Annotated in this window: 16 protein-coding genes, 2 tRNA genes and 1 other RNA gene; 11 read left to right on the top strand and 8 right to left on the bottom strand. The window is 33.6% G+C overall.

Annotation, left to right across the window (positions count from 1 at the left end; translation table 11 throughout):
* Nucleotides 1-91: 91 nt before the first annotated feature.
* A tRNA-Phe gene (locus B0A68_RS18800) sits at nucleotides 92-164 on the top strand.
* A gap of 6 nt (nucleotides 165-170) precedes the next feature.
* Nucleotides 171-256, top strand: a tRNA-Leu gene (locus B0A68_RS18805).
* Nucleotides 257-510: 254 nt separating this feature from the next.
* Here B0A68_RS18805 and B0A68_RS18810 read toward each other — a convergent pair.
* Together B0A68_RS18810 and B0A68_RS18815 are read right to left on the bottom strand one after the other, a co-directional pair.
* The gene (locus B0A68_RS18810) at nucleotides 511-1620 is read right to left on the bottom strand and encodes a PepSY-associated TM helix domain-containing protein (protein ID WP_035682676.1); all 1110 of its coding nucleotides are present in this window, start codon (nucleotides 1618-1620) and stop codon (nucleotides 511-513) included.
* Nucleotides 1621-1663: 43 nt separating this feature from the next.
* Nucleotides 1664-4108, bottom strand: a complete 2445-nt coding sequence (locus B0A68_RS18815; RefSeq protein WP_035682678.1) for a TonB-dependent receptor — start codon at nucleotides 4106-4108, stop codon at nucleotides 1664-1666.
* Nucleotides 4109-4359: 251 nt separating this feature from the next.
* Between B0A68_RS18815 and B0A68_RS24730 the strand changes: the two genes are divergently transcribed.
* From B0A68_RS24730 to B0A68_RS18840, 5 genes are all read left to right on the top strand, one after another.
* Nucleotides 4360-7026 carry a sigma-54-dependent Fis family transcriptional regulator gene (locus tag B0A68_RS24730; protein ID WP_240475235.1) on the top strand — a complete coding sequence of 889 codons (2667 nt, stop codon included), beginning with the start codon at nucleotides 4360-4362 and terminating at the stop codon, nucleotides 7024-7026.
* Between the two features lie 459 nt (nucleotides 7027-7485).
* Nucleotides 7486-8241 carry an SDR family oxidoreductase gene (locus tag B0A68_RS18825; protein ID WP_035682680.1) on the top strand — a complete coding sequence of 252 codons (756 nt, stop codon included), beginning with the start codon at nucleotides 7486-7488 and terminating at the stop codon, nucleotides 8239-8241.
* A 200-nt stretch (nucleotides 8242-8441) separates the two neighbouring features.
* On the top strand, nucleotides 8442-9323 hold the full coding sequence (locus tag B0A68_RS18830) for a pirin family protein (protein WP_051892478.1): 882 nt from the start codon (nucleotides 8442-8444) through the stop codon (nucleotides 9321-9323).
* A gap of 40 nt (nucleotides 9324-9363) precedes the next feature.
* Nucleotides 9364-9555: a hypothetical protein gene (locus B0A68_RS18835; RefSeq protein WP_035682682.1), complete on the top strand. Its 192-nt coding sequence runs from the start codon at nucleotides 9364-9366 to the stop codon at nucleotides 9553-9555.
* A gap of 106 nt (nucleotides 9556-9661) precedes the next feature.
* Complete coding sequence (locus B0A68_RS18840) at nucleotides 9662-10669, top strand: bestrophin family protein (RefSeq protein WP_035682683.1); 1008 nt, start codon at nucleotides 9662-9664, stop codon at nucleotides 10667-10669.
* 158 nt (nucleotides 10670-10827) lie between these two features.
* Here B0A68_RS18840 and ssrA read toward each other — a convergent pair.
* Together ssrA and B0A68_RS18850 are read right to left on the bottom strand one after the other, a co-directional pair.
* Nucleotides 10828-11223: a transfer-messenger RNA gene (ssrA, locus tag B0A68_RS18845) on the bottom strand.
* A gap of 67 nt (nucleotides 11224-11290) precedes the next feature.
* The gene (locus B0A68_RS18850) at nucleotides 11291-12496 is read right to left on the bottom strand and encodes a serine hydrolase domain-containing protein (RefSeq protein WP_035682685.1); all 1206 of its coding nucleotides are present in this window, start codon (nucleotides 12494-12496) and stop codon (nucleotides 11291-11293) included.
* 240 nt (nucleotides 12497-12736) lie between these two features.
* Here B0A68_RS18850 and B0A68_RS18855 point away from each other — a divergent pair, with 240 nt between their 5' ends.
* Complete coding sequence (locus B0A68_RS18855) at nucleotides 12737-13939, top strand: NAD(P)-dependent oxidoreductase (protein WP_035682688.1); 1203 nt, start codon at nucleotides 12737-12739, stop codon at nucleotides 13937-13939.
* A 106-nt stretch (nucleotides 13940-14045) separates the two neighbouring features.
* Here the strand turns inward: B0A68_RS18855 and fumC are convergent, their stop codons facing one another.
* Nucleotides 14046-15431, bottom strand: coding sequence for a class II fumarate hydratase (fumC, locus tag B0A68_RS18860; RefSeq protein WP_035682691.1), 1386 nt, complete (start codon nucleotides 15429-15431; stop codon nucleotides 14046-14048).
* 411 nt (nucleotides 15432-15842) lie between these two features.
* Between fumC and B0A68_RS18865 the strand changes: the two genes are divergently transcribed.
* Complete coding sequence (locus B0A68_RS18865) at nucleotides 15843-16016, top strand: hypothetical protein (RefSeq protein ID WP_026984685.1); 174 nt, start codon at nucleotides 15843-15845, stop codon at nucleotides 16014-16016.
* Between the two features lie 141 nt (nucleotides 16017-16157).
* Here the strand turns inward: B0A68_RS18865 and B0A68_RS18870 are convergent, their stop codons facing one another.
* Both B0A68_RS18870 and arsC read right to left on the bottom strand, forming a co-directional pair.
* On the bottom strand, nucleotides 16158-18614 hold the full coding sequence (locus B0A68_RS18870) for an outer membrane beta-barrel family protein (RefSeq protein ID WP_035682694.1): 2457 nt from the start codon (nucleotides 18612-18614) through the stop codon (nucleotides 16158-16160).
* Between the two features lie 93 nt (nucleotides 18615-18707).
* Nucleotides 18708-19052, bottom strand: coding sequence for an arsenate reductase (glutaredoxin) (gene arsC / locus B0A68_RS18875; RefSeq protein ID WP_035682696.1), 345 nt, complete (start codon nucleotides 19050-19052; stop codon nucleotides 18708-18710).
* Nucleotides 19053-19166: 114 nt separating this feature from the next.
* Between arsC and B0A68_RS18880 the strand changes: the two genes are divergently transcribed.
* Complete coding sequence (locus tag B0A68_RS18880) at nucleotides 19167-20102, top strand: CPBP family intramembrane glutamic endopeptidase (RefSeq protein WP_035682699.1); 936 nt, start codon at nucleotides 19167-19169, stop codon at nucleotides 20100-20102.
* A 7-nt stretch (nucleotides 20103-20109) separates the two neighbouring features.
* On the top strand, nucleotides 20110-21150 hold the full coding sequence (locus B0A68_RS18885) for an AMP-binding protein (RefSeq protein ID WP_035682701.1): 1041 nt from the start codon (nucleotides 20110-20112) through the stop codon (nucleotides 21148-21150).
* Nucleotides 21151-21350: 200 nt separating this feature from the next.
* Here the strand turns inward: B0A68_RS18885 and B0A68_RS18890 are convergent, their stop codons facing one another.
* Nucleotides 21351-22568, bottom strand: a complete 1218-nt coding sequence (locus B0A68_RS18890; RefSeq protein WP_035682703.1) for an RsmB/NOP family class I SAM-dependent RNA methyltransferase — start codon at nucleotides 22566-22568, stop codon at nucleotides 21351-21353.
* Between the last annotated feature and the right edge of the window lie 113 nt (nucleotides 22569-22681).

The raw sequence follows: 22681 nt of genomic DNA on the forward strand, positions 1-22681 counted from the left end.
TGTCGTCGCCTTTCTTTTTAAAAACACCCTGTCCTTAATCGGAGAGGGTTTTTTATTCTTTTTTTACTTATATCTTAATTGGTATAAATAAGGTACCTTAGCTCAGATGGTAGAGCAATGGACTGAAAATCCATGTGTCCCTGGTTCGATCCCTGGAGGTACCACATAATGCTCGGATGGTGAAATTGGTAGACACGCTGGACTTAAAATCCAGTGAACAGCAATGTTCGTGCGGGTTCAAGTCCCGCTCTGAGTACTAAAAACTTCAATTAGCTTATGCTGATTGAAGTTTTTTTTTATTAATTTATTAAAAGTAGAGACATTTAGAATAGATCAATACTAAATGGGATCAGTTTCAAAAATTTGGGGTTGCGCAAAATGATTAGATAATCTAAATAAGAAAAAGTCTACATTTCTGAATCCTCTAAATAGATTTGATAAGAGATAAGAAAATCTTTTTATTCAATATCATAAAATGTAATTAATTTAGAGATGTTATTATTAATAATATCATTTAGTCTTCTTTTTTCTTCCTAACCAAATTATTAAACCAGTTATAGGAAGTGTGGCAGCGAATAGACAAACTATAAATGCTAATATTTTTGTAGGATATCCGTAGATACTTCCGGTATGAATAGGGTAAATAAGTCGTCTGATTTTATCACCATTACTTAAAAGTTCATATGGTCTGGTTTTTATAATTTCACCAGTATATTTATCAAAATATACAATACTCGAAATATTAGGGATCGATTTTTCGAGATTTAATTTGATTGCCATAATACTATTTATCGTATCAGAAGGTATTCTGATTTGAGTATCGCCTGAATATTTATAAATACTATCGGTTTTCGAAAATAGATTCTGATAGAAAAACGTTTTATCGAGATTTGGGTCAATTTTGGTTGGATTTTCAACTTTTGCAGAAGGCTTTTTGGTAGTTCCGTCAGCAAGGAGATAAATACTGCTTTCAAACCATTTAAATGACCAAGTTAATCCAGTTAAGGAGATAATCAAAAGAATTAAAAAAGTATAAAAACCGAAAGTGGAATGGAAATCCCAGTTGGCTCTTTTAAAGGAAGCATCCCATTTTACGACCAGCCTTTGTTTTAGATTTTTAATTTTTTTGGGCCACCATAAAATAAGCCCAGAAAGCAGCATAAATACAAAAATTAAACAGCTGCATCCTGTAATAAACTTTCCGATATCGCCCATAATTAAATGTCGGTGAAGATCTAAAATGATCGAAAAGAACCTGTTTTTTTCTGAAATTGCGCCTAAAACTTTTCCAGTATAAGGATCAACTGAAAAGATCATATCTTTTTTATTAGTATCCGTTCCAGTAATAATTACTGTTCTTTGAGGGTCTGCGTATATTTGAATACGGTCTAATTCTTTAATATTATATTGTTGATTTATATCTCTAACATAGTTATCTATGATCATCTTTTTTGTTCCTGTAATTTCAACGTTGTAAAATTCTGGATTAAGGATGGGGTCTATTTCGTCTTCAAAAACTAAGATACTGCCTGTCAATGCTACAATAAAAACAATTAGCCCGGACGCAAGTCCGAGCCAAAGATGTAATTTGCCAATATTTTTTTTAAATGTTTTATTCATAAAAGAAATGATTCAAAACTGTTTTCAAAATAAAAATAGTCAATTAAAAAGAATAGCCAAGTGTTAACAGCCAATTTGATGGTGCTCCTGGAAATAAACGAATATAGTCGTATCCTCCAACCCAATAGGTTTTATTGGTAATATTGTTAGCATTCAGCTGTATTTTAAATTTATTGATATTGTAATATAAAGCAGCATTAAATAAAGTGTAGCCCGGAATGGTCTGAGTTATAGTCTGGCTTAGGTTACGGGTTGTTACAAAATTAGATCCCATTGCTATACCGAAATCTTTCATTATGCCATTGGTAAAATTATAGCGAGTCCAAATGTTTCCTTGTTGTACAGGAGTATTTGGTTTTTGCCTTCCAATTTCTGTTGCAACAGGACTATCTGTAATATAAGCTTCATTATAAGAATATGCAGCAGAAACACTCCAATTACGTGTAATATTTCCATTTATGTCAATTTCGATACCTTTGGATTCTTCTTCTCCAATTGATCTCATCAAGTCGGGGTTTGTAGTATCATTGGCAGGATATAAAGTATTTTTTTGCTGAATTTTGAATAAGGCAACAGTTACAAAAAGTTTTTCTTTGAACCATGAAGACTTACCTCCAAACTCAATCATGCTACTTTCTAAGGGATCAAAAGGTCCGCCGGCATTTGGATTTGATAACGAAGAGGCAGTCTGCGGGTTGTATCCCTGAACATAAGTTCCGTATAAATTTATATTTGGATTAAGTGTATAAGTAAGTCCGAAACGTGGTAAAAAAGAATGTTGTTTTACCTTTTTCTCATTACTTTTTTTATAATTTTCTTTATCGCTGTATTCATCGTATCGTATTCCGATTAAAGCTTGAAAAGCACCAAATTTAACGTGATCCTGAATATAAACTCCGTATAAAGAATAATACGTTGGATCAAACGGACGAGCAGCATAAAAATACTTACTCATATCTTTTAACTGTTGTGATGCTGATGGATTTGTTAAATCAAAATGCGCCACGTTTGGTACCGGATTTCCTTTTGAATCCAGAAGATAAGCTGCTTTGTTATTTGGATTATAAGTTGCAATCGATCCTGTGTTTGCTGCATTTCTATATCCTGTCGCCTGTAGTTGAGAACCTCCAGCCGGAACTTGTTCTTGAGCATAATCATATCCTGCGATCAAATTATGATCAAAAATGCCGGTTTTAGCCTGATATTTAAAGAAAGCAGAAAGATTGTCAATATAACGCTTTCGTTTACGCATAAATACCTGCATTTCTATTGCAGTCGGAATTGTTGTTCCGTCTCCGGCAGAAGCATATTTATTGGCACCACGATGTTCTAGGAGGTCTTCTGTATATCCAGTGCGTATGTACGAGGCAGAAAACGACAAACGATCTGTAAATTGGTGATTTAATGAAGTGGTAATAATATAAGTCTCTTCATTTAAGTAATCATTGGTTGAGTTTAGAGAATTTGAAGTTTTTGTAGAATATAAATTATCTTCATATGTCGACTGACCGCGGTCTAAGACACTTTTTGATCCTGTATAAATCAAATCGAAGTTTACACTTGTTTTATCATTGGGAAGAAAAGATAATGAAGGCGCGAAGACAATATTTTTATCAAATTGTAAATCTCTAAAAGAGTTTGCATTTTCATATCCTAAATTCAAACGATACAAAAGTGATTTATCCTGAGTTAATGGACCTGTAAAATCGGCTAAAGCTCTTAATGTATTAAAACTTCCTGTAGAAAAACTAACACTGTTTGCCGGCTGGTCTAAAGGTTTTTTTGTAACCCTGTTTAAAACTCCACCCGGAGATGCATTTCCAAATAAAGCTGATGAAGGACCTTTTAAAACTTCGACGCGTTCTAAATAATTGGCTAAAGGCTGTTTCCAAAATCCGGTTGAAGTTCTCATACCGTTAAGCAGCTGTGTATTACTTCCTCCATTAATTCTAAAACCTCTTATCGAAATATCATCATAAAAAGTAAACTGACTTACACCACTAAAGTTTTTTACCACTTCGCCTACGCGAATGGAACCCTGATCGGCAATTAATTCTTTTGTAGCATAAGAGACGGCTTGCGGTAGATCTTTTAACGCAATTTCTGTTTTTGCACCAATAAAAGATTTTGTGTTTCGGTACGATTTCTCTTTTCTTCCTGTAATTTCTACTGTCTGCAGTGTATTAATATTTTCCTGAAGCCGTATTGAAAGTTCAAGATTTTCATTTTCGTGTAATTCTACAGTTTTTTCCTGAGTAGTAAATCCCATAGCTGTAAAATACAATGTGTAATTTCCGGGAGTTAGATCATTAATTTCGAAATTTCCCTTATCATCTGTTATTGCTCCTTTTTTAGGGCTTTTTATAGAAATGGAAGCATAAGAAATGGCTTCATTATTTTCAGAAACTAATTTTCCTGTAATTTTCGCATTTTGCGCCGAACTAATATTAAAAATGGCGCAAAGCAACAGTATGTAGGTAAACTTCATGGCGGTTATTTAAATTAAAACCGCAAAGTTATACTTATTTAGATTTAATCCAAATAATAATTACAATCTAAATTATAAAATTATAACTCAGTCTTTTGCCAATATTTTTTGTTAGTGCATTCGATGGATATTAACTTAAAGATAGATGAATTTAAGAATTAAATGCTTTATTGTTTTATATTTATACATTAGAAAATGTATTAAAGTTAGAGAAGATTTACAAGGAACCTGATTTTAGAAGCAGCTGTAAAATGAAAAAAATCAATACTAATGATGACCTAAACTATAAAGATGTATCGTCTGGCGATGATCAAAATTCTGTTGAAAAATCTGAAAGTAATTTTTATATAAATGAAAGAAATATGCTCTTGGAACTTGGTAAAGACATTACCAAGGTAAGGGAGAAAAAAGATTTGATTTTTTTATTGTCTAAAAGATTAAAAAGCCTTTACTATTTTACGCATACGATTGTCACCCTGATTGATCATAAAGATGAAACCTATAAAGGTTTTTTACTCGATACAGCTACGGATCAGATTTTAGATCCGGCAGCGTATGCCAAATTGCAAAAAACACATTTTACGATACATGAACCCTTTATAAAAGCAGTACTGGATTCTGATAGTCCAATCTCTTTTATAGTTGAAGATTTTAAAGACAAACCAGAAAGTCCATCGTATCTACAAGTCAGTTATAATGGCGGTATTCGCGATATACTGATGACCACTTTGTGGATTGAAGATAAGCCGCTTGGTTTTTTACATACCTATTCAGACAGGACAGACAGCTTTACAAAAGAGTTTCGAAATCTTATAAAAGGTATTGCGCCTCAGCTTTCTATTGCGGTTTCTAACATTATTAAAAATGAAGAATTGGAAAAGAAAGAGCAGGAAAAGTCATTTTTGCTTGATTTAAGTAATGATATTTCAGAAGTCAGAAATAGAGAAGATCTTGCGATTGCGGTTCGTACGGCATTAAAAAAAATAAATCCGCTTCGTGGTTATGTCATTCGAAAATTAAACGATGACGGCGTTTCGCTTAGTTCTTATATTTATGACGAAGATATTACTACCGAAGATTACCCGGTTTTGATCGAAATTCTGCAGGCAAAATACCCTGTAAATGACGGACTTCAAAATAGAGTTCTGGACAGTTATATTCCGCTTTTGTTCAATACAGACATTGAAATTGCAAGAGGAATAACGTCCCAATATCTCTTTTTTTGGAAGAAAATGGGATTCACCAGAATGGTTGGGATCGCGCTTCGTAATGGCGATGTTGTATTAGGGATTTTATGGCTTGCTATCGAAGAGATTAATATTTCGCTGCTTCAGGGTATTTGTTCGCAGATTTCTACTGCAATGGCAAACATTATCACTAATGAATCTTTAGAAAGTAAAAATAACGAACAATCCGTTTTGCTTCAGTTTAGTAACGAAATTGCGGGTGTAAGAACCAAAGAAGATTTACAGCTTGCGATTATCAACGTGCTGCGTGATCTTCTGGACACAAAACTGGCGATGCTTAATATTTTTGATGATGACGGAATTGGTTTAAGTCCGTATATGTTTGACAGAACGTTATTCGAAAAAGCCGAAATTGATTTTGATAAAATGGAAGCTGTTAAACTCGATATTCACGAGCCTTACACGGCACAGGTAATTAAAAGCGATTGTGCTATTATTTTTAATGTAGAAGAAGAATTAGAGAAAACCAATTCAGGTTTTGCACAGCTTTGGAAAAAAGTAGGTTTCGAGAATGCTTACGGCGCTTTATTAAAAGTAGGAAATTCGAATGTAGCTACAATGTGGCTTTTGGCTGATAAATTGGATCCATCTATTTTAAAAGGAATCTGTTCGCAGATTTCAGTCGCTATTGCGAATATACAGGCCAATGAAAAATTGCTATTGTACAAACAGCAATTAGAACATGAAAATGTGTATTTGAAGGAACAAATTAAAAATATTTACAACTTTACTGAGATTATCGGAAGCGGGAAACAAATGCAGAAAGTATATCACTTAATGTCATTGGTAGCCGAATCGAATTCGACTGTTTTGATTCTTGGAGAAACCGGAACCGGAAAAGAATTAATTGCCCGCGCGATTCATAATGCCTCACACCGAAAAGACAAATTGATGATTAAGGTAAACTGCGCAGCAATGCCGGCCAATTTAATTGAAAGCGAATTATTCGGACATGAAAAAGGTGCTTTTACAGGAGCAACAGACAGGCGATTAGGAAAATTTGAACTAGCCAATAACAGTACATTGTTTCTAGATGAAATTGGCGAAATGCCTCTTGAAGCGCAGGTAAAATTATTGCGCGTTATTCAGGAACGAGAATTAGAACGCGTAGGAGGAAAGGATACTATAAAAGTAGATGTGAGAATCATTGCGGCAACAAACCGTAATTTAGAAGAAGAAGTTGCAGCAGGACGTTTCCGTTCGGATCTTTTTTACAGATTGAATGTTTTCCCAATCTATCTGCCTTCACTTCGGGAAAGAATGGAAGATGTAGAAGCATTGGCTAATTTCTTTGTTGCGAAATACAATAAAAACAATGGAAAAAATATCAATCGTATTGCACCAAAAGCATTGCAGCAATTGCACAGTTATTTGTGGCCTGGAAATGTTCGGGAATTAGAACATCTTATAGAGCGAAGTGTTCTTATGACGACAGATAGTATTCTGCGTGAAGTATATCTTCCGAAAAAAACAAAAAAAAACGACGCCGAAGAAAATATCTTCAGCAAATCACTGGAAGAAATGGAACGTCTTTTTATCATCAGCGCTTTAAAAAGATGTAACGGTAAAATCTCCGGTGCAGGCGGTGCAGCTGAAGTTCTCGATATTCCCGGAAATACGCTTCATTCAAAGATGAAAAAACTTTCCATAACAAAATCAGAATACTTTTAACTAGATAAACCATTGTTTGTAATTAAATTCTAACACATAAAAACATAGATTTAGTTTACTCAAAAAGGCGTTTCACTTGTTTAAACAAACATAATTGGCTATGTGTAATAAACGAGTTTATTTTTAATCTCTTTTTTTATATGAAACCTATTTTGTATGTGTTAAAAACAATTGTACTGAAATAAATTAAGTTATTCTTTCAATTTTCAATGCCCATTACCAAAAGTGATGGGCATTTTTGTTTTCTGTTTTTTCTTAAAAATAAATTTACTGCCAATTTCCACTTTTCACTATATAAAGTGAAAGTCAAAATGATTTCCCTTTATAAGGGGAAGTTTAAAATAATTTTTTATAATTAAGTAATTGATTTGCAGTATTTTATGTGAATGGCACGCAAATTGGCTATTACTAAATGAAAATGAATAGGAAAATCATTTATAACAATTTAAAAAAGACATCATGAAAATTTTAGTAATCGGCGGAACAGGATTAATTGGATCAAAAGTAGTTAACAAACTTCGTGATCAGGGACACAACGTAATTTCGGCAGCGCCATCAACAGGAATCAATACTATAACTGGCGAAGGACTTGCAGAAGCAGTTACAGATACAGATATCGTAATTGATTTGGCAAACTCACCATCATTTGCAGATAAAGAAGTATTGGAGTTTTTCGAAACTTCAGGCAGAAACTTATTAGCAGCAGAAATTAATGCAGGCGTAAAACATCATATTGCACTTTCGGTAGTAGGAACAGATCGTTTGCAGGACAGCGGTTATTTTAGAGCAAAACAAGCGCAGGAAAATTTAATCAAAAAATCTGGAGTTCCATTCACGATTATTCATTCTACTCAATTTATGGAATTTCTTGGCGGTATCGTAGCTTCTGCACATGAAGGCGAAAGCGTTACTATTTCTCCGGCAAAAATTCAGCCAATAGCTTCTGAAGATGTAGCATCAATGGTGGTGGAACTTTCACTTGGAAACCCAATAAATGATATTATCGAAATTGGCGGACCGGAACGTTTTAAATTATCAGAATTATTACAAACGTATTTAACCAAAACAAGTAATTCGCTTCAGGTTATTTCAGATGAAAAAGCATTGTATTTTGGAGCGCCTCTTGAAGAACTAACTCTTGTTCCTGCTCAAACTGCAAAATTAGGAACAATCACTTTTGAGGAATGGTTTCCTAACCGTCCGCAAAGAGCATAATCAAATTATAAATGGCTTCGATGCCCGTTGAAACGAAGATGACGGGTAGGCAGTTTGTCGAGGCGGTTGTAATGGGCATGCACTTTCCACCCGTTCGTGCATACTAAATCCCTACGTCAGCGTAATTATTACGAAAATCTGATCAACAACACGACAATTCAGTGGGCAGCGGTGCGATTTTAACCTTAAAAATAAGAATCATGAACAAGTTAGTACTATCAACAGTGATTACACCAGAAGTGCAGGGAGATGAACAATTTTTTGCCAGAAAAGCAAGGGGAAAAGATTTTGAAGGACTTATGGATCCTATAATCGGATTTGATCATTTTGAATTGAAACATGATATTTTCGGACCACATCCACACGCTGGAATGTCCGCTATCAGTTATGTTTTCGAAAATTCAGCTCCATATCATAGTGTAGATTCCCGTGGGAATAATATCGTAATAACACCCGGAAGTTTATTGTGGACTTATGCTGGAAAAGGCGTTGTACATTCAGAATTTCCTGTTCCTGACGGAGCCACTGTTGAAGGACTGCAATTGTTCGTTAATATTCCGGCTTCAAAAAAGCAGGAAGATCCAAAGAGTGTTTTTATTGATAAAACAGCAATACCTGAAATTACAGACGAAGGTGTACGTGTGCGAGTAGTGTGCGGTGAAAGCGGCAAAACAGTAAATAAAATAGAAACTCCGGATTCTTTGACTTTGCTTCACATCTTTTTAGAAGCAGGAAAAGAATTCTCACATCTGCTTCCTGCGCAATGGTCTGGAACTGTTTTAGCGGTTGAAGGCTATTTTGATTTTATGACGAATCAAACCACGATAGAATTAGAGGAAGGAATGGTGATTGCTATGGCCGAATCAGATTTTGAGGAACCTTTGAAATTCATCGGAATAACAAACTGCGAATTGATTCTTATTTCGGGGAAACCCTTACACGAACAATTATTTTCTAAAGGCGCAATGGTGATGGATTCTGAAGAAGCCTTGGCCAATGCCGGAGAAAGCTATAAAAATGGCAAAATGGGTTTTATTGAAATGGATGGAGAAACCAGAAAAATAATTCATCCGGTTTCTTAAACAATTAATAATTGACAATTAACAATTAATAAAAGTAACTATGAAAATTATCAATTTTTTACGATTACTGGGCTTGTCAAAATCGGCAGCTTACAGTACTGAAATGGATAGTGAAGAAATTTTTCATCATCATGATTCAACTGATGGAAGCGAATTACTGGATGAAACACTTCATATGAAAGAACAGCCTTTTGAAGAAGACGAAAATGAAGGTTACTCGTCTATATTTTAATAAACAATCAATTTTTTATAAATCTTTAATGCAAGAGAATAAGAATTTGATTTTAAAAACGACTTGAATTTTAAAGAATTACGTAAAGATTTTAATTATCAGAAAAATGTACACAGGTAAATCATATCGATTAAAAGAGTTTATTGTCTGGACAAGAAAAAGCATTTTCTTATTGCTGGTGATGAGCGTCATACCAACTATTTTATATGAGATTTTTGAATTAAAATGGCTGGGTATTTCCTGGACGGTCGTAGCTTTACTAGGAACCGCAACGGCTTTTATTGTGGGTTTTAAAAACACACAAACGTACAACAGAACTCTTGAAGCACAGCAAATATGGACTTTAATTTTGAATGCCAGCAGATCTTGGGGTTTAATGTGCCGTGATTTTTTGAATAATCCTGAAACGTCTAAAGTACTTATTTACCGTCATATTGCATGGCTGACAGCATTGCGTTACGAAATGAGATCGTACAGAATTTGGGAAACCACCCAAATTAAACACAATACCGAGTACCAGCAATATTATATAATTCCGGAAAGAGAAACAGCTTTAGAAACAGAACTGGCGCAATTTCTATCTCGCGAAGAATTAAATTATATTCTGAAAGCAAAAAATAAATCGACTCAAATCATGGCGCTTCAAAGCAAAACTTTAAAACAACTTTATGATGATCAGGAAATTGTTGTGCTTCAGTTTGTCGATTTACAACGAACGATAAAAGATTTTTATTCGCAGCAGGGAAGAAGCGAGCAGTTGAAAGATTCTCCTTATCCGAGACAATACGCGATTATTAATACTTTATTAGTGCAGTTGTTTTGCTTTTTGCTTCCTTTCGGATTATTAAAAGAATTTGATAAACTGAATGAAGCTGTAAGTGGTTTTATGCACGGAAATATGGTTTGGTTTGTAATTCCGTTCAGTGTTATTATTTCGTGGATGTATACTTCTTTAGGACAAGTGGGCGAAAGCAGCGAAAATCCTTTTGAAGGAAGTCCGAATGATGTGCCGATATCTCAAATTTGCAAGATTATCGAAATTGATTTAAAGGAAATGCTTAGCGAAGAAGATTTGCCAGAAATGCCAAAACCAAAACATAATATTATATTGTAGGCATTACAAATTTAAAATTTCAAAAGAAGCTTTTTATAATAAACGGGAAAGTAATTTGTATGAAGAAAACTGAAATTTTAAAATATAGTGTTGTTAAATAAATGTTTTATGTCAACTAAAAAACAAAAAGCCTGTAAACATTGAGTTTACAGGCTTTTTTGTGGAGTCGCCGGGAATCGAACCCGGGTCCAAACAAGCAACTAAAGAGCTTTCTACACGTTTATTTCCTGATTGGGTTTTCGATGTTAAGCTAGGCCAGAAACAGCCACCCAACACTTATCTTCTTAATTTCGAAATCCACCCGAAGCTCATGGAAATCTAGGTCTATTTTTACGGTTCCCCTGTACTGACCGCCACAAACCAAGGCTTTCAAGGAGAATCCAGCTTCCCTATCTGATAGGGACGTGGCTAATCTTACTATAATTCAGATTATGCAGCTAAAGCGTAGTTATTTTCGCCGTGTAAATGTGTAAGATCTTATATTTACGAGCAAGGTCTCAATGCTCGACGTGCTTACTGTTCAATTCGACTTGCTGTCAAAACCAGTCGACCCCAAAAATGAGTTTGCAAATTTATACTATTTGAAGTTAGGTTTGTAATAAATTTTTCAGAAAAATAACTTTATTCTTCATCCTTAAAATTAAACGGATAATCTCCAAAAATTGGAGCCAGTTTACGCACCGCATAAGTGTTTCTGGTAAATTTATTTGATAAAGCTATAATAGTAACATTTTCATTCATTAACGGAATGTAAGATGAAGTATATCCGTGCCACCAGCCGTTATGAAAGTAAAAATTCTGTCCAGAATCCCAATTGATCATTCTAATTCCTAAACCATAATTTTTCGTGCCTTTACGTTCATTACTATAACCTGTATAAACTTGTTTTAATAAATCAGGTTTCAAAAAATCGGGTCTATTTCTCGCACGGTCAAATTTTAATAAATCACGAGGTGTCGAGAAAATATTTTTATCTCCGTAAACAGCATCCATATAATCTAATCCGATTTCTACATTATTTCCTTTGTAGGACGGAACAATTGTTTTTCTGTCTTTTTCATAATCAAATACAAAAGTATGTGTCATTCCTAACGGCTTAAAAATCATCTCGGTCATAGCTTCTTTGTAAGTCAGACCGGTTATTTTTTCTATAATAAGTGCCAGCATAACGTAATTTGTGTTACAGTATGCAAAACGAGTTCCTGTTGTAGATTCTAAACCGATATTTTTAGTAGCTAAGATTTCAAGAATATCTTTGTTCGTGAGCTGATTATGTCTGTCCCAAACCGATTTGTCACGATCTGTAAAATAGGCATAGTTACGCATACCGCTGCGGTGGCTTAGTAACATTCGAACTGTACATTCGGGATAAGGAAATGTTTTTAAAATTGTGTTGACTTTTTGATCTAAATCTAATTTTCCTGCATTTACTAATTTTAGAACTGCAGTCGCAGTGAGGACTTTACTAACAGAAGCAATATGTAAAGGTGTATTTTCATTTATTGTTGTTCCCTCATTTTTGTCTGCATAACCATTATATCTTTCAAAAATGATCTGGCCGTTTTTAGCAACCAGAAAGCTTCCGTTCATTTTATCATTGGGCCAATTTTTATTGTAAAAATGATTTATTCTGCCTGTTACAGAGTTTAGATACGCCTGGCTCACTTTTGCTTCTGGATCTGCCGGCTTCATTTTAGGCAGGGTATCTTCAATTATTGCAGCCTCATTTTTTTCAATCTTGGTTTTCTGTTGTCCACATGACCCTAAAACTATGCTTAGAGTAAGTATTTGTAGTATATTTGTCTTTTTAAGGATGCTCATTTTCATTATTCTTTAATAACAAATATATAGAATTCAATACTTTTGTTTTCTTATTTATAATGAATCGAATCGATTTTTTTAACTTTTTTTTAATAAGAATTTTGATTATCTGATTGTCCATCAGCTATTAGCGATTTATAATCTTTCAAAATTAGAAAGCAACAACAAAATTTTAACTTTATTTGTTATATTTGAAACAAATTGAAGTTTAAAAGTTATATTAATACTTAAATTAATCGGATATAAATGAAATTCGGAATCATAAAAGAAAGAAAAAACCCACCAGACAGACGCGTTGTCTTTTCTCCAAACGAACTTGCAAAATTAAAACAACACTATGATACTGCTTCTGTAGAGGTAGAAAGTTCAGATATTCGTGTTTTTTCGGACATACAATATAAAAGTTTAGGGATTACGATTACAAATGATGTTTCAGATTGTGATGTTTTATTTGGAGTTAAAGAAGTTCCAGTAGAAGATTTGATTCCAGATAAAGCGTATTTCTTTTTTTCTCATACTATTAAGAAGCAGCCTTATAATCAAAAGCTATTAAAAGCAATTTTAGAAAAAAAAATCGATTTGTACGATCATGAAACTATTGTTGACGCTAATGATCGCCGTTTAATTGGTTTCGGAAAATATGCCGGTATGGTGGGTGTATATAACGGAATCCGTGCTTTTGGAATAAAATTTGAACTTTTTAAACTTCCAAAAGCTGAAACTCTTGACGGTAAAGATGATCTTATTAAACATCTTAAGAGGATCACTATGCCAGCGCTGAAATTTGTAGTTACAGGAACAGGCAAAGTAGGAAGCGGTGTCAAAGAAATTCTTGATGCCATAAAAGTAAAAGAAATTACAGTCGAAAATTACCTGACTAAAAAATATACACAGGCTGTCTATGTACAGCTAGATGTTTTAGAATATAATAAACGTAAAGATGAGCAACTTATAGATTTTAATGATTTTGTAAATAACCCAACTGCTTACGAGTCTGATTTTGAGAAATTCACAAAAGTTTCTGATATCTATTTTGCCGGTCATTTTCATGCTAATAATGCTCCAATGATTTTAACTCGCGAAATGCTGAATGCAAGTGATTGTAGATTAAAAATCGTAGCTGATATTTCCTGCGATGTTAACGGTCCAATTGCATGTACTTTGCGTTCTTCTACTATTGCAGAACCTTTATACGGATATTTTCCTCTTGAAGATAAAGAAGTTGATATTTTTCACCCTGCAGCTGTTGTGGTAATGGCGGTTGATAATCTTCCCTGCGAAATTCCGAAGGACGCGAGTGAAGGTTTCGGAGAACAATTTATGGAACATGTCATCCCGGCATTTTTCAACGGTGATAAAGATGGTATTTTAAAACGTGCAAAAATCACAGAAAAAGGCAAACTAACACCGAGGTTTAGTTATTTGCAAGATTATGTAGATGGTAAATAATTTTGAATTATTAAATGCAAAAAGGGCGGTCTTACTTTTAAGACCGCCCTTTTTGTATAATCCTTTGTAATAATTCACCATTAACAATTCAGAATTCACAATTAAACTAAACCATTTCTTCAGGTTTTACCCAGTCGTCAAAATCTTCTGGAGTTACGTAGCCTAATCTCACGGCTTCATCTTTTAATGTAGTTCCGTTTTTGTGAGCTGTCTGCGCAATTTCTGCTGCTTTATAATAACCTATTTTAGTATTTAGAGCAGTAACCAGCATTAATGAATTGTCTACTAATTCTTTGATACGTTTGTAATTAGGTTCAATTCCCTGAGCACAATGTTCGTCAAATGATACGCAAGCGTCACCTAATAAACGCGCTGATTGAAGAAAATTAGCAGCCATAACAGGTTTAAAAACATTTAATTCATAATGTCCCTGCATACCGCCGACAGCAATTGCCATATCGTTTCCTATTACCTGAGCACAAACCATTGTCAAAGCTTCGCACTGAGTTGGGTTTACTTTTCCAGGCATAATAGAAGATCCTGGTTCGTTTTCCGGGATATGAATTTCTCCAATTCCAGAGCGAGGCCCAGATGCAAGCATTCTGATATCATTGGCAATTTTGTTTAAGGAAACAGCCAGCTGTTTTAATGCGCCGTGAGTTTCTACAATAGCATCGTGTGCTGCTAAAGCTTCAAATTTATTCTCTGCAGTAACAAAAGGATGATTTGTAAATTCGGCTATATATTGTGCCACTTTTACATCGTAGCCTTTTGGGGTGTTTAGTCCAGTTCCAACTGCTGTGCCGCCCAAGGCAATTTCTGATAAATGCGCTAAAGTATTTTTTAAAGCTTTCAATCCGAAATTTAACTGCGAAGCATAACCTGAAATTTCCTGTCCCAATGTTAGCGGAGTAGCATCCATAAGATGAGTACGTCCTATTTTTACAACATCTTTGAATTCTGATGATTTTGCAAGTAAGGTGTCACGTAACTTTTCGACTCCCGGAATTGTCGTTTCTACAACCATTTTATAAGCTGCAATATGCATTCCGGTTGGGAAAGTATCGTTTGAGGATTGTGATTTGTTTACATCATCATTTGCTTTTATAAACTGTTCTCCTTCGCCAATTTCAAAACCTTTAAGTACTTGTGCACGGTTTGCGATCACTTCGTTTACGTTCATGTTACTTTGTGTTCCTGAACCGGTCTGCCAGATTACAAGCGGAAACTGATCGTCTAGTTTTCCAGCTAGAATTTCGTCGCAGACTGCTGCAATTGCATCTCTTTTTTCGATTGGTAAAACTCCTAAATCATAGTTTGCATAAGCAGCGGCTTTTTTTAGATACGCAAATCCTTCTATAATCTCCTGTGGCATAGAAGCCGAAGCTCCGATTTTGAAATTATTTCTTGAACGTTCTGTCTGTGCACCCCAATATTTATCGGCAGGAACCTGAACTTCTCCCATGGTGTCTTTTTCAATTCTGTATTTCATATTGTTTTTTGTAAAATGTTTTTTGTAAAATGTAAAATGTTGTGATAAATGTAACGCGGGTGACGCTGATTTACTTCGTAAAAACGCTGATTAAAACGGATTTTTTATTTTGATGTTTAAAATTTCTTTTGAAAATGAATGTTTAGCCCCGATAGAAGTGAAAATCCTTTTATGTTTTTTTTTAAACATAAAAGATTGTAACGTCCCGAAGTTTCGGGAGCGGGAAACAGCTCCTAAAAACACTCATGATCTTCTAATTTAGATAGTTGAATAATTACCAAAAAAAAACCTTATTTAAAATGAGTATAAATATACTTATAATTGTCATTTTATAAAAATTGATTTGGTTTTTATTGGCAAGGAAAAATATATAAGCTACATTTGTACTTACATTCAAAAATTCCGGAAAACATGTTTGAATTTTCACAGTACTTAGGTTTTTTACTTTTCTTGACCATACTAACTATAGGGTTTTGGTTGATGTTTTTCTTAGTTGGTTTCGTATCTTATTGGGTTACGGGAGCAAGCTGGGAAATGTTCAAAGAGAAAAGAGCTAAAAAAAGACAAGAAGAACAATCAATTTAATTTATTGATTTCATAAAAAAAGGACCCGTTTTGCGAGTCCTTTTTTTTATGGCATAAAACTAAAAATCTAAATTCCAATAACCAACTTAATAAGTTTTAGTAATTGAAATTTGGATTTTTTAAATTGAAATTTAACTTATATTATCCAGGAAATTCTCCACCGCCATCATTTCCACCTTCATTTTTCGGTGCACCATTCTTGTCTCTGTCGCTTTTTGCTTTGTTAAAACGGTAAGTAAACGATAAGTTGAACTGACGTTTACGAAACTGCATCTCGCTGTAAGAGGTTTGGTTCTCAAGATAAGTGTATGATTTCATAATTCTTGAATTGAAAACGTCACTAATATTAAATGCAATTGTCCCTTTATCTTTTAATACGTCTTTGCTTAAAGAGGTATTCATACCAAACTGTCCTAAGTTTTTACCTTGTGCAGTTTTTTGTTCACCGTTGTACATTCCTGTCAGCTGCCAGTCAATTTTGTATGGCAAAGTTACTTTTGAACTGATTCTTGCAAACCAAGAATTTGCTTTATTGTCAAGATTTTGAATTACAGTTTCTCCAGTAGATGCATCTACATAACTATTTTCTCCTGCAGTCTGCACATTGTAGAAATTGAAATTACTATTTAATCTCCACCATTTGTATGGATTGTAATTAAATGTAAACTCAAAACCAAATTTTTGTTCTTTTCCTAAGTTAATAGGACGGCTCAAGATTACCGGAATACCGTTTTCGAATCTACCTGTTGGAGTTCTTACAAAGCTGAAAACGTCTTTAGTATCTTCAAAATAGGCCGATGTACTAAAAGTAACTTTGGTCCATCTTTTAATATATCCGATGTCATATTTATCTGTAAGAGATGGATCTAAGTCTGGGTTTCCCTGAAAGATATTAATGTTACTAGAGAAATTTGTTGCAGGGTTCATAAAACGACCTCTTGGTCTTGATAAACGCTTGCTGTAACTAACGTTGAAGTTACTTTGATCTGAGATTTCATAACTAATAAAAGCGCTTGGAAATAAGTTATTATACTTTTTTGTATTAAAATCATTTGTGTCTAATAAGTTAACTTCTATGTTAGTATCTTCCCAACGCAGACCAAACAAGTAAGAGAATTTATTTACCTTAAATCCATATTGTGCATATAATGCGTTTATGTTTTCTTTGTATTCTAAATTGTTAGACAAATTTGTATTTTTTACATTTTGTCCGTTTATTAAGTCTGTTATTAGATATTCGTTGTTTAGATCTCCAAAACTTCCTTTATAACCAGCTTCAAACTGACTTCCTTCTCCTAATGGAAGAACGTAATCTGCCTGAAATAAAATTTGTTTTTGTACTTGATTGTTTAACGTAGTATTAACTGGATCCGCTACAATAACACTATTGCTGTCGTCAGTATTTCTTGAAACCGAAAGGTCAGCAGTTAATTTGTGTCCTTTGTCGTTGAAATTCTTAATTAAATTAGAAGTGTATTCAATATTCTCACTACTTGTATCTCCATTATTCAATCGATAAGTAGATCCTGTAAAAACACGAGCAGCATCATAATTATTATAATTAATTACATCTTTGTCTTCACCAGTATTGTTTTGGTAATTAATTGCATTGGTCCAGAAAGTAGTTGGAGTAATAGACCATTCAACGCCTCCTCTTGCATTAAAACCATCTCTAATTCTTTTAGTATCACGATCTTCGTCTAAAAAGCTTTTGGTAGTACCGTCTTCGTTAAAATATTCAGAATTAGTTTTACCGCCGCCTTCATTTGTTCTGTAGTTGTATCCTGCAGTAGTAAAGTAGTTTAATTTTTCTGTTTTATAATTTAAATTAGCACTTAAACCATAAGTTTCAGGAAGACCTGTTGAGGCGATAAAAGTTCCGTTAAAACCTTGATTTTTTCCTTTTTTAAGGATAATATTAATCAATCCAGAACCTCCTTCAGCATCGTAACGTGCCGACGGATTTGTAATAACTTCAACTTTATCAATTGCATCGGCAGGAAGTTGTCTTAATGCTTCTGCAACATTTATAGCATTAGAAGGTCTTCCATCAATTAAAATTCTGATGTTATCACTTCCTCTTAAGCTTACATTTCCTTCGGTATCAACAGAAACAGACGGGACATTGTCAAGAACATCACTTACTGTTCCTCCTTTTACCATCATATCCTGGCCAACATTGTAAACTTTTTTATCTAATTTAATTTCAACTGAAGATTTTTCAGCACGAACTACAACTTCATTTAACTGCGCTGCATCTTCAGAAAGATTTACAATGCCTAAATTAGTATCGTCTTCAATGCTTTTCTGTTTGATTTCGGTTGACTTAAACGAAATAAATTCAATTTTTATATCGTAAGTTCCCGGAGCAACAGCGATTTCAAATTCTCCTTTTGGATTTGTAATACCTCCGGCAATAACTTTGGTATCATTTGGAGCCATGATCGAAATAGTAGCATACTCAAGTGGTTGTTTACTAACTTTTTCGAAAACTTTTCCGGTAACTTTCACCTTGTTTCTGCCAGGTGTTTGTTGTGCATAGTTGTAAAAACTTGTGAAAAAGAGTACAAGCAATACAGCAATTTTGATTTTTTTCATTATATTTTTGGTTTCATTTTCCTTTTAGACACAAAAAATGTTATTTGGTTTAAAGGCATTTTCACAAAAAAACGTTAATTCGATTTTTTGAGATTATTTTAAAAAGGAAGCTACTTTGTCTAAATCTCTTCCTATTATGGCTTTTTCGTCCTTAATTACAATCGGACGTTCTATTAAAATTGGATTATCTATCATAGCCTCAATGATTTGGTCATTACTTAATGATTTGCCTTTATAATTTTCTATCCAGATTTTTTCTTTCGTGCGAACCAATTCAAGAGGCTCAAGATTTAATTTTTTTAATAAAGATTTTAATTCTTCAAACGTCGGAGTTTCTGTTAGATAAGGAATAATTTCAAATTCCTGATTGGTTTGTTCCACAAAAGCCAGACAATTTCTGGATTTTCCACAGCGAGGATTGTGATAAATTTGTATCATTTTCTTATATTTAAGCATTACAAATTGCTAAAACAAAATTTTAGGTATTTTAGCAGGCCCAAAAGTAAGGTTTACTTATTAAATTAAATTCTCATTTTTTAAATTTTTAGATGTATGTTTTTAGAACAAGGAATTAAGCGTGAAAATGCTTTTTGGAAATATCTTTTAGGATCGGTTTTTATTATAACAGCGTCATTTATTGGCCAGATTCCTTTTTCTGCAGCGGTTTTCTACAAAAGTTTTACAGATAAAATAGATATTCCTTCAGACAATGCTTCTATAATGAAAATGTTTGAGCCTAATCTTACCTTGTTTCTCGTCATGATTTCTTTTGCATATGCATTTGCAGGTATTTATTTTGTTGTAAAATACATGCACAATCAGACACTTCTGTCGATTACAACTGCACGAAATAAAATAGACTGGAAACGTATTCTATTTTCTTTTGGATTATGGTCTTTGTTTTCATTTTTAAGTTTTTTGTTTGTCTACTTTAAATCGCCTGAAAATTTTGTATGGAATTTCAAATTGGTTCCTTTCTTAATTTTAGTTGTATTAGGGTCAATTTTAATTCCGATACAAACAAGTACAGAAGAGTATATTTTTAGAGGTTATTTGATGCAGGGATTTGCCAATTTGGCTCGAAACAGATGGTTTCCATTACTAATGACATCTCTTATATTTGGATCAATGCATATTTTTAATCCCGAAGTAGCCAAAATGGGCTATGTCATCATGATTTATTATATAGGAACCGGGTTATTCTTAGGGATTGTAACTCTGATGGATGATGGAATTGAACTCGCATTAGGTTTTCATGCTGCTAATAATCTGATTGGTGCTTTACTGGTTACCTCAGATTGGTCTGTCTTTCAGACTCATTCTCTTTTTAAAGATTTATCTGAGCCCTCAGCAGGTTTAGATGTAATATTGCCAATTGTAGTAATTTATCCGATTTTGATTTTAATTTTTAGCAAGAAATACAATTGGACAAACTGGAAAGAGAAACTTACAGGTGAAATTAAGAATCAAGAAGTTATAAATAAATAATAAAACGATGTCTAAGTTAACACATAAAAATGTTCATAATTATTTTAAGTTAAATGGGTATCATTTTAACGGAAAGCAATTATCGCAAATCGGTTATAGTTACATCAAAGAAGGTGATGCAAATGATAAAGCAATTGGCAGTTTTCTATTGGATTGGTTCGATGATAAAGAATATATAGAAATGACTACTTCTGGGACAACTGGTCTTCCTAAATTGGTGCGATTAGAAAAGCAGGCTATGATTCAGTCGGCATTGGCCACAGGAGATTTTTTTGATTTACAACCGGGCGACAAAGCACTGCTTTGTCTGCCAGTGCAATTTATAGCAGGTAAAATGATGCTGGTTCGAAGTTTTATTTTAGGATTGGAATTAAATACTGTTTCTCCAAGCACCGAACCATTAGCGTTAAATAATACTTTTTATGATTTTGCCGCAATGGTGCCGCTGCAGGTTCAAAATTCTATAGAGAAACTCATAAATGTAAAAAAACTAATCATTGGCGGTGCAAAAATAGACAGTGCTTTAGAAGAAAAATTATTGCCGCTGCAAACTGCAGTTTATGAAACGTACGGAATGACAGAAACCATTACACATATTGCAGCGAAAAAAGTAGGGGAGCGTGCTTTTTCAATTTTGCCGAATGTGAAAATTAAAAAAGACGAACGAGATTGTCTGGTGATTTCTGTAGCCTCTATTTCTGATGAACCAATTGTTACAAACGATTTAATCGAATTAATCAGCGAGAAAGAATTTATATTTTTAGGCAGAATAGATAATGTGATCAATAGTGGCGGCGTAAAACTTATTCCGGAGCAAATAGAAGCAAAGCTAATAGGAAAAATAAGCAATCGTTTTTTTGTGACTGGAGTTCCTGATTCTGTTTTAGGAGAAAAATTGATTTTGGTTATTGAAGGGGAAAAACAAGATTTTGCTCTAGATTTTTTTGATATTTTAGGAAAGTTTGAAAAACCAAAAGAAATTGTTTTTGTTCCGAAATTTAAAGAAAACGAAAACGGGAAATTACTCCGTAAGCCGAGCTTAGGATAAATGTAAATACTATAATTTATAGCGTGTTGGCTTTGTTTTAATACATTCCTATCTGTGAAAAACTAGTTTCTTTTTATTCTTTCGAATATTTTAAATTATGTTTCTATGTATAAAAAAATCATTACTAATGATGTTAAATAAAAAATCCGAATTCCAATTTTGGTTGGAATTCGGATTTTAAAAATATTTAGAATTTAATTTTAAGCTTCTTTTCTTTCTAATAAAGCCATATAAAATCCGTCGAAACCAGATTCTGAAGCTAATATTTTACGATCTTTTATAAAAGTAAATTGTTTCCCGATTTCAGTTTTTAGGAATTTTTCAACCTGTTCCTGGTTTTCAGATGGCAAAACAGAACAAGTAGCATATACTAATTTTCCGCCTGGCTTTACAATTTTAGAATAACTTTCTAAAACTTCACTCTGAACTTTGCGAATATTGTCAATAAACTCAGGCTGTAATTTCCATTTAGCATCAGGGTTTCTTTTTAAAACTCCTAAACCGCTGCAAGGTGCGTCAATTAAAACACGGTCTGCTCTTTCGTGCAATTTTTTGATCACTTTTGTAGTGTCAATAATTCTATATTCAATATTAAAAGCGCCATTTCTTTTTGCTCTTAATTTCAATTGTTTCAATTTGCTTTCGTACAAATCCATTGCAATCAACTGTCCTTTATTTTCCATTAAAGAAGCGATGTGTAATGTTTTTCCGCCTGCACCTGCACATGTATCTACGACACGCATTCCTGGCTTTACATCCAGAAAACCAGCCACCAATTGTGAGTTAGCATCCTGAACTTCAAAAAGTCCTTGTTTAAAAGCATCTGTCAAAAATACATTTGCTCTTTCTTTTAAAACTAAAGCTTCAGGCTGATCTTTTAAATATTCTGTTTCAATATTCAAATCCATCAGCGTGTTTCTCAAATTTTCCTTAGTTCCTTTTAGAGTGTTAGTTCTAAGAATAACTTTTGCCGGCTGATTTTGAGCTGCTATTTCTTTAGACCAAACTTTTTCGCCTAATTCCTTAACTCCCAATTCGTCCATCCAATCCGGAATAGATTCTTTTAAAGCTCTAACTTTAGAAAGCTCATCAAAACGACCTTTTATTTTTCTTTCAGGAGTTCCTTCCAATTGCTTCCAATCCGGAATCGGATAGCCTCTTAAAACTGCCCAAACCGCAAACATTCGCCATAAATTTTCTCTGTCGTATGGCTCTTTAACCTCCGCAATTTCTGAGTATAATCTTTTCCAACGAACAATTTCGTATATTGTTTCAGCAACAAACTTCCTGTCTGAGCTTCCCCAGCGTTTGTCTTTTTTTAACGCTCTTGCTACCACTTTATCTGCATATTCTCCTTCATTGAAAATTGCATTTAAAGAATCTATAGTAGTATAAACTAAATTTCTGTGTAATCTCATTTTAATTATTTGATTTGCAAAGGTACTATTAATTGGTTGAAAGTTAAATTTTTAATTTTGATTGTTATTTTGACTTTCAATACAATGAAAAAAAACACTCTGATATTATATAA

The sequence above is a fragment of the Flavobacterium reichenbachii genome (assembly GCF_002217435.1).
Classification (GTDB): Bacteria; Bacteroidota; Bacteroidia; order Flavobacteriales; family Flavobacteriaceae; genus Flavobacterium; species Flavobacterium reichenbachii.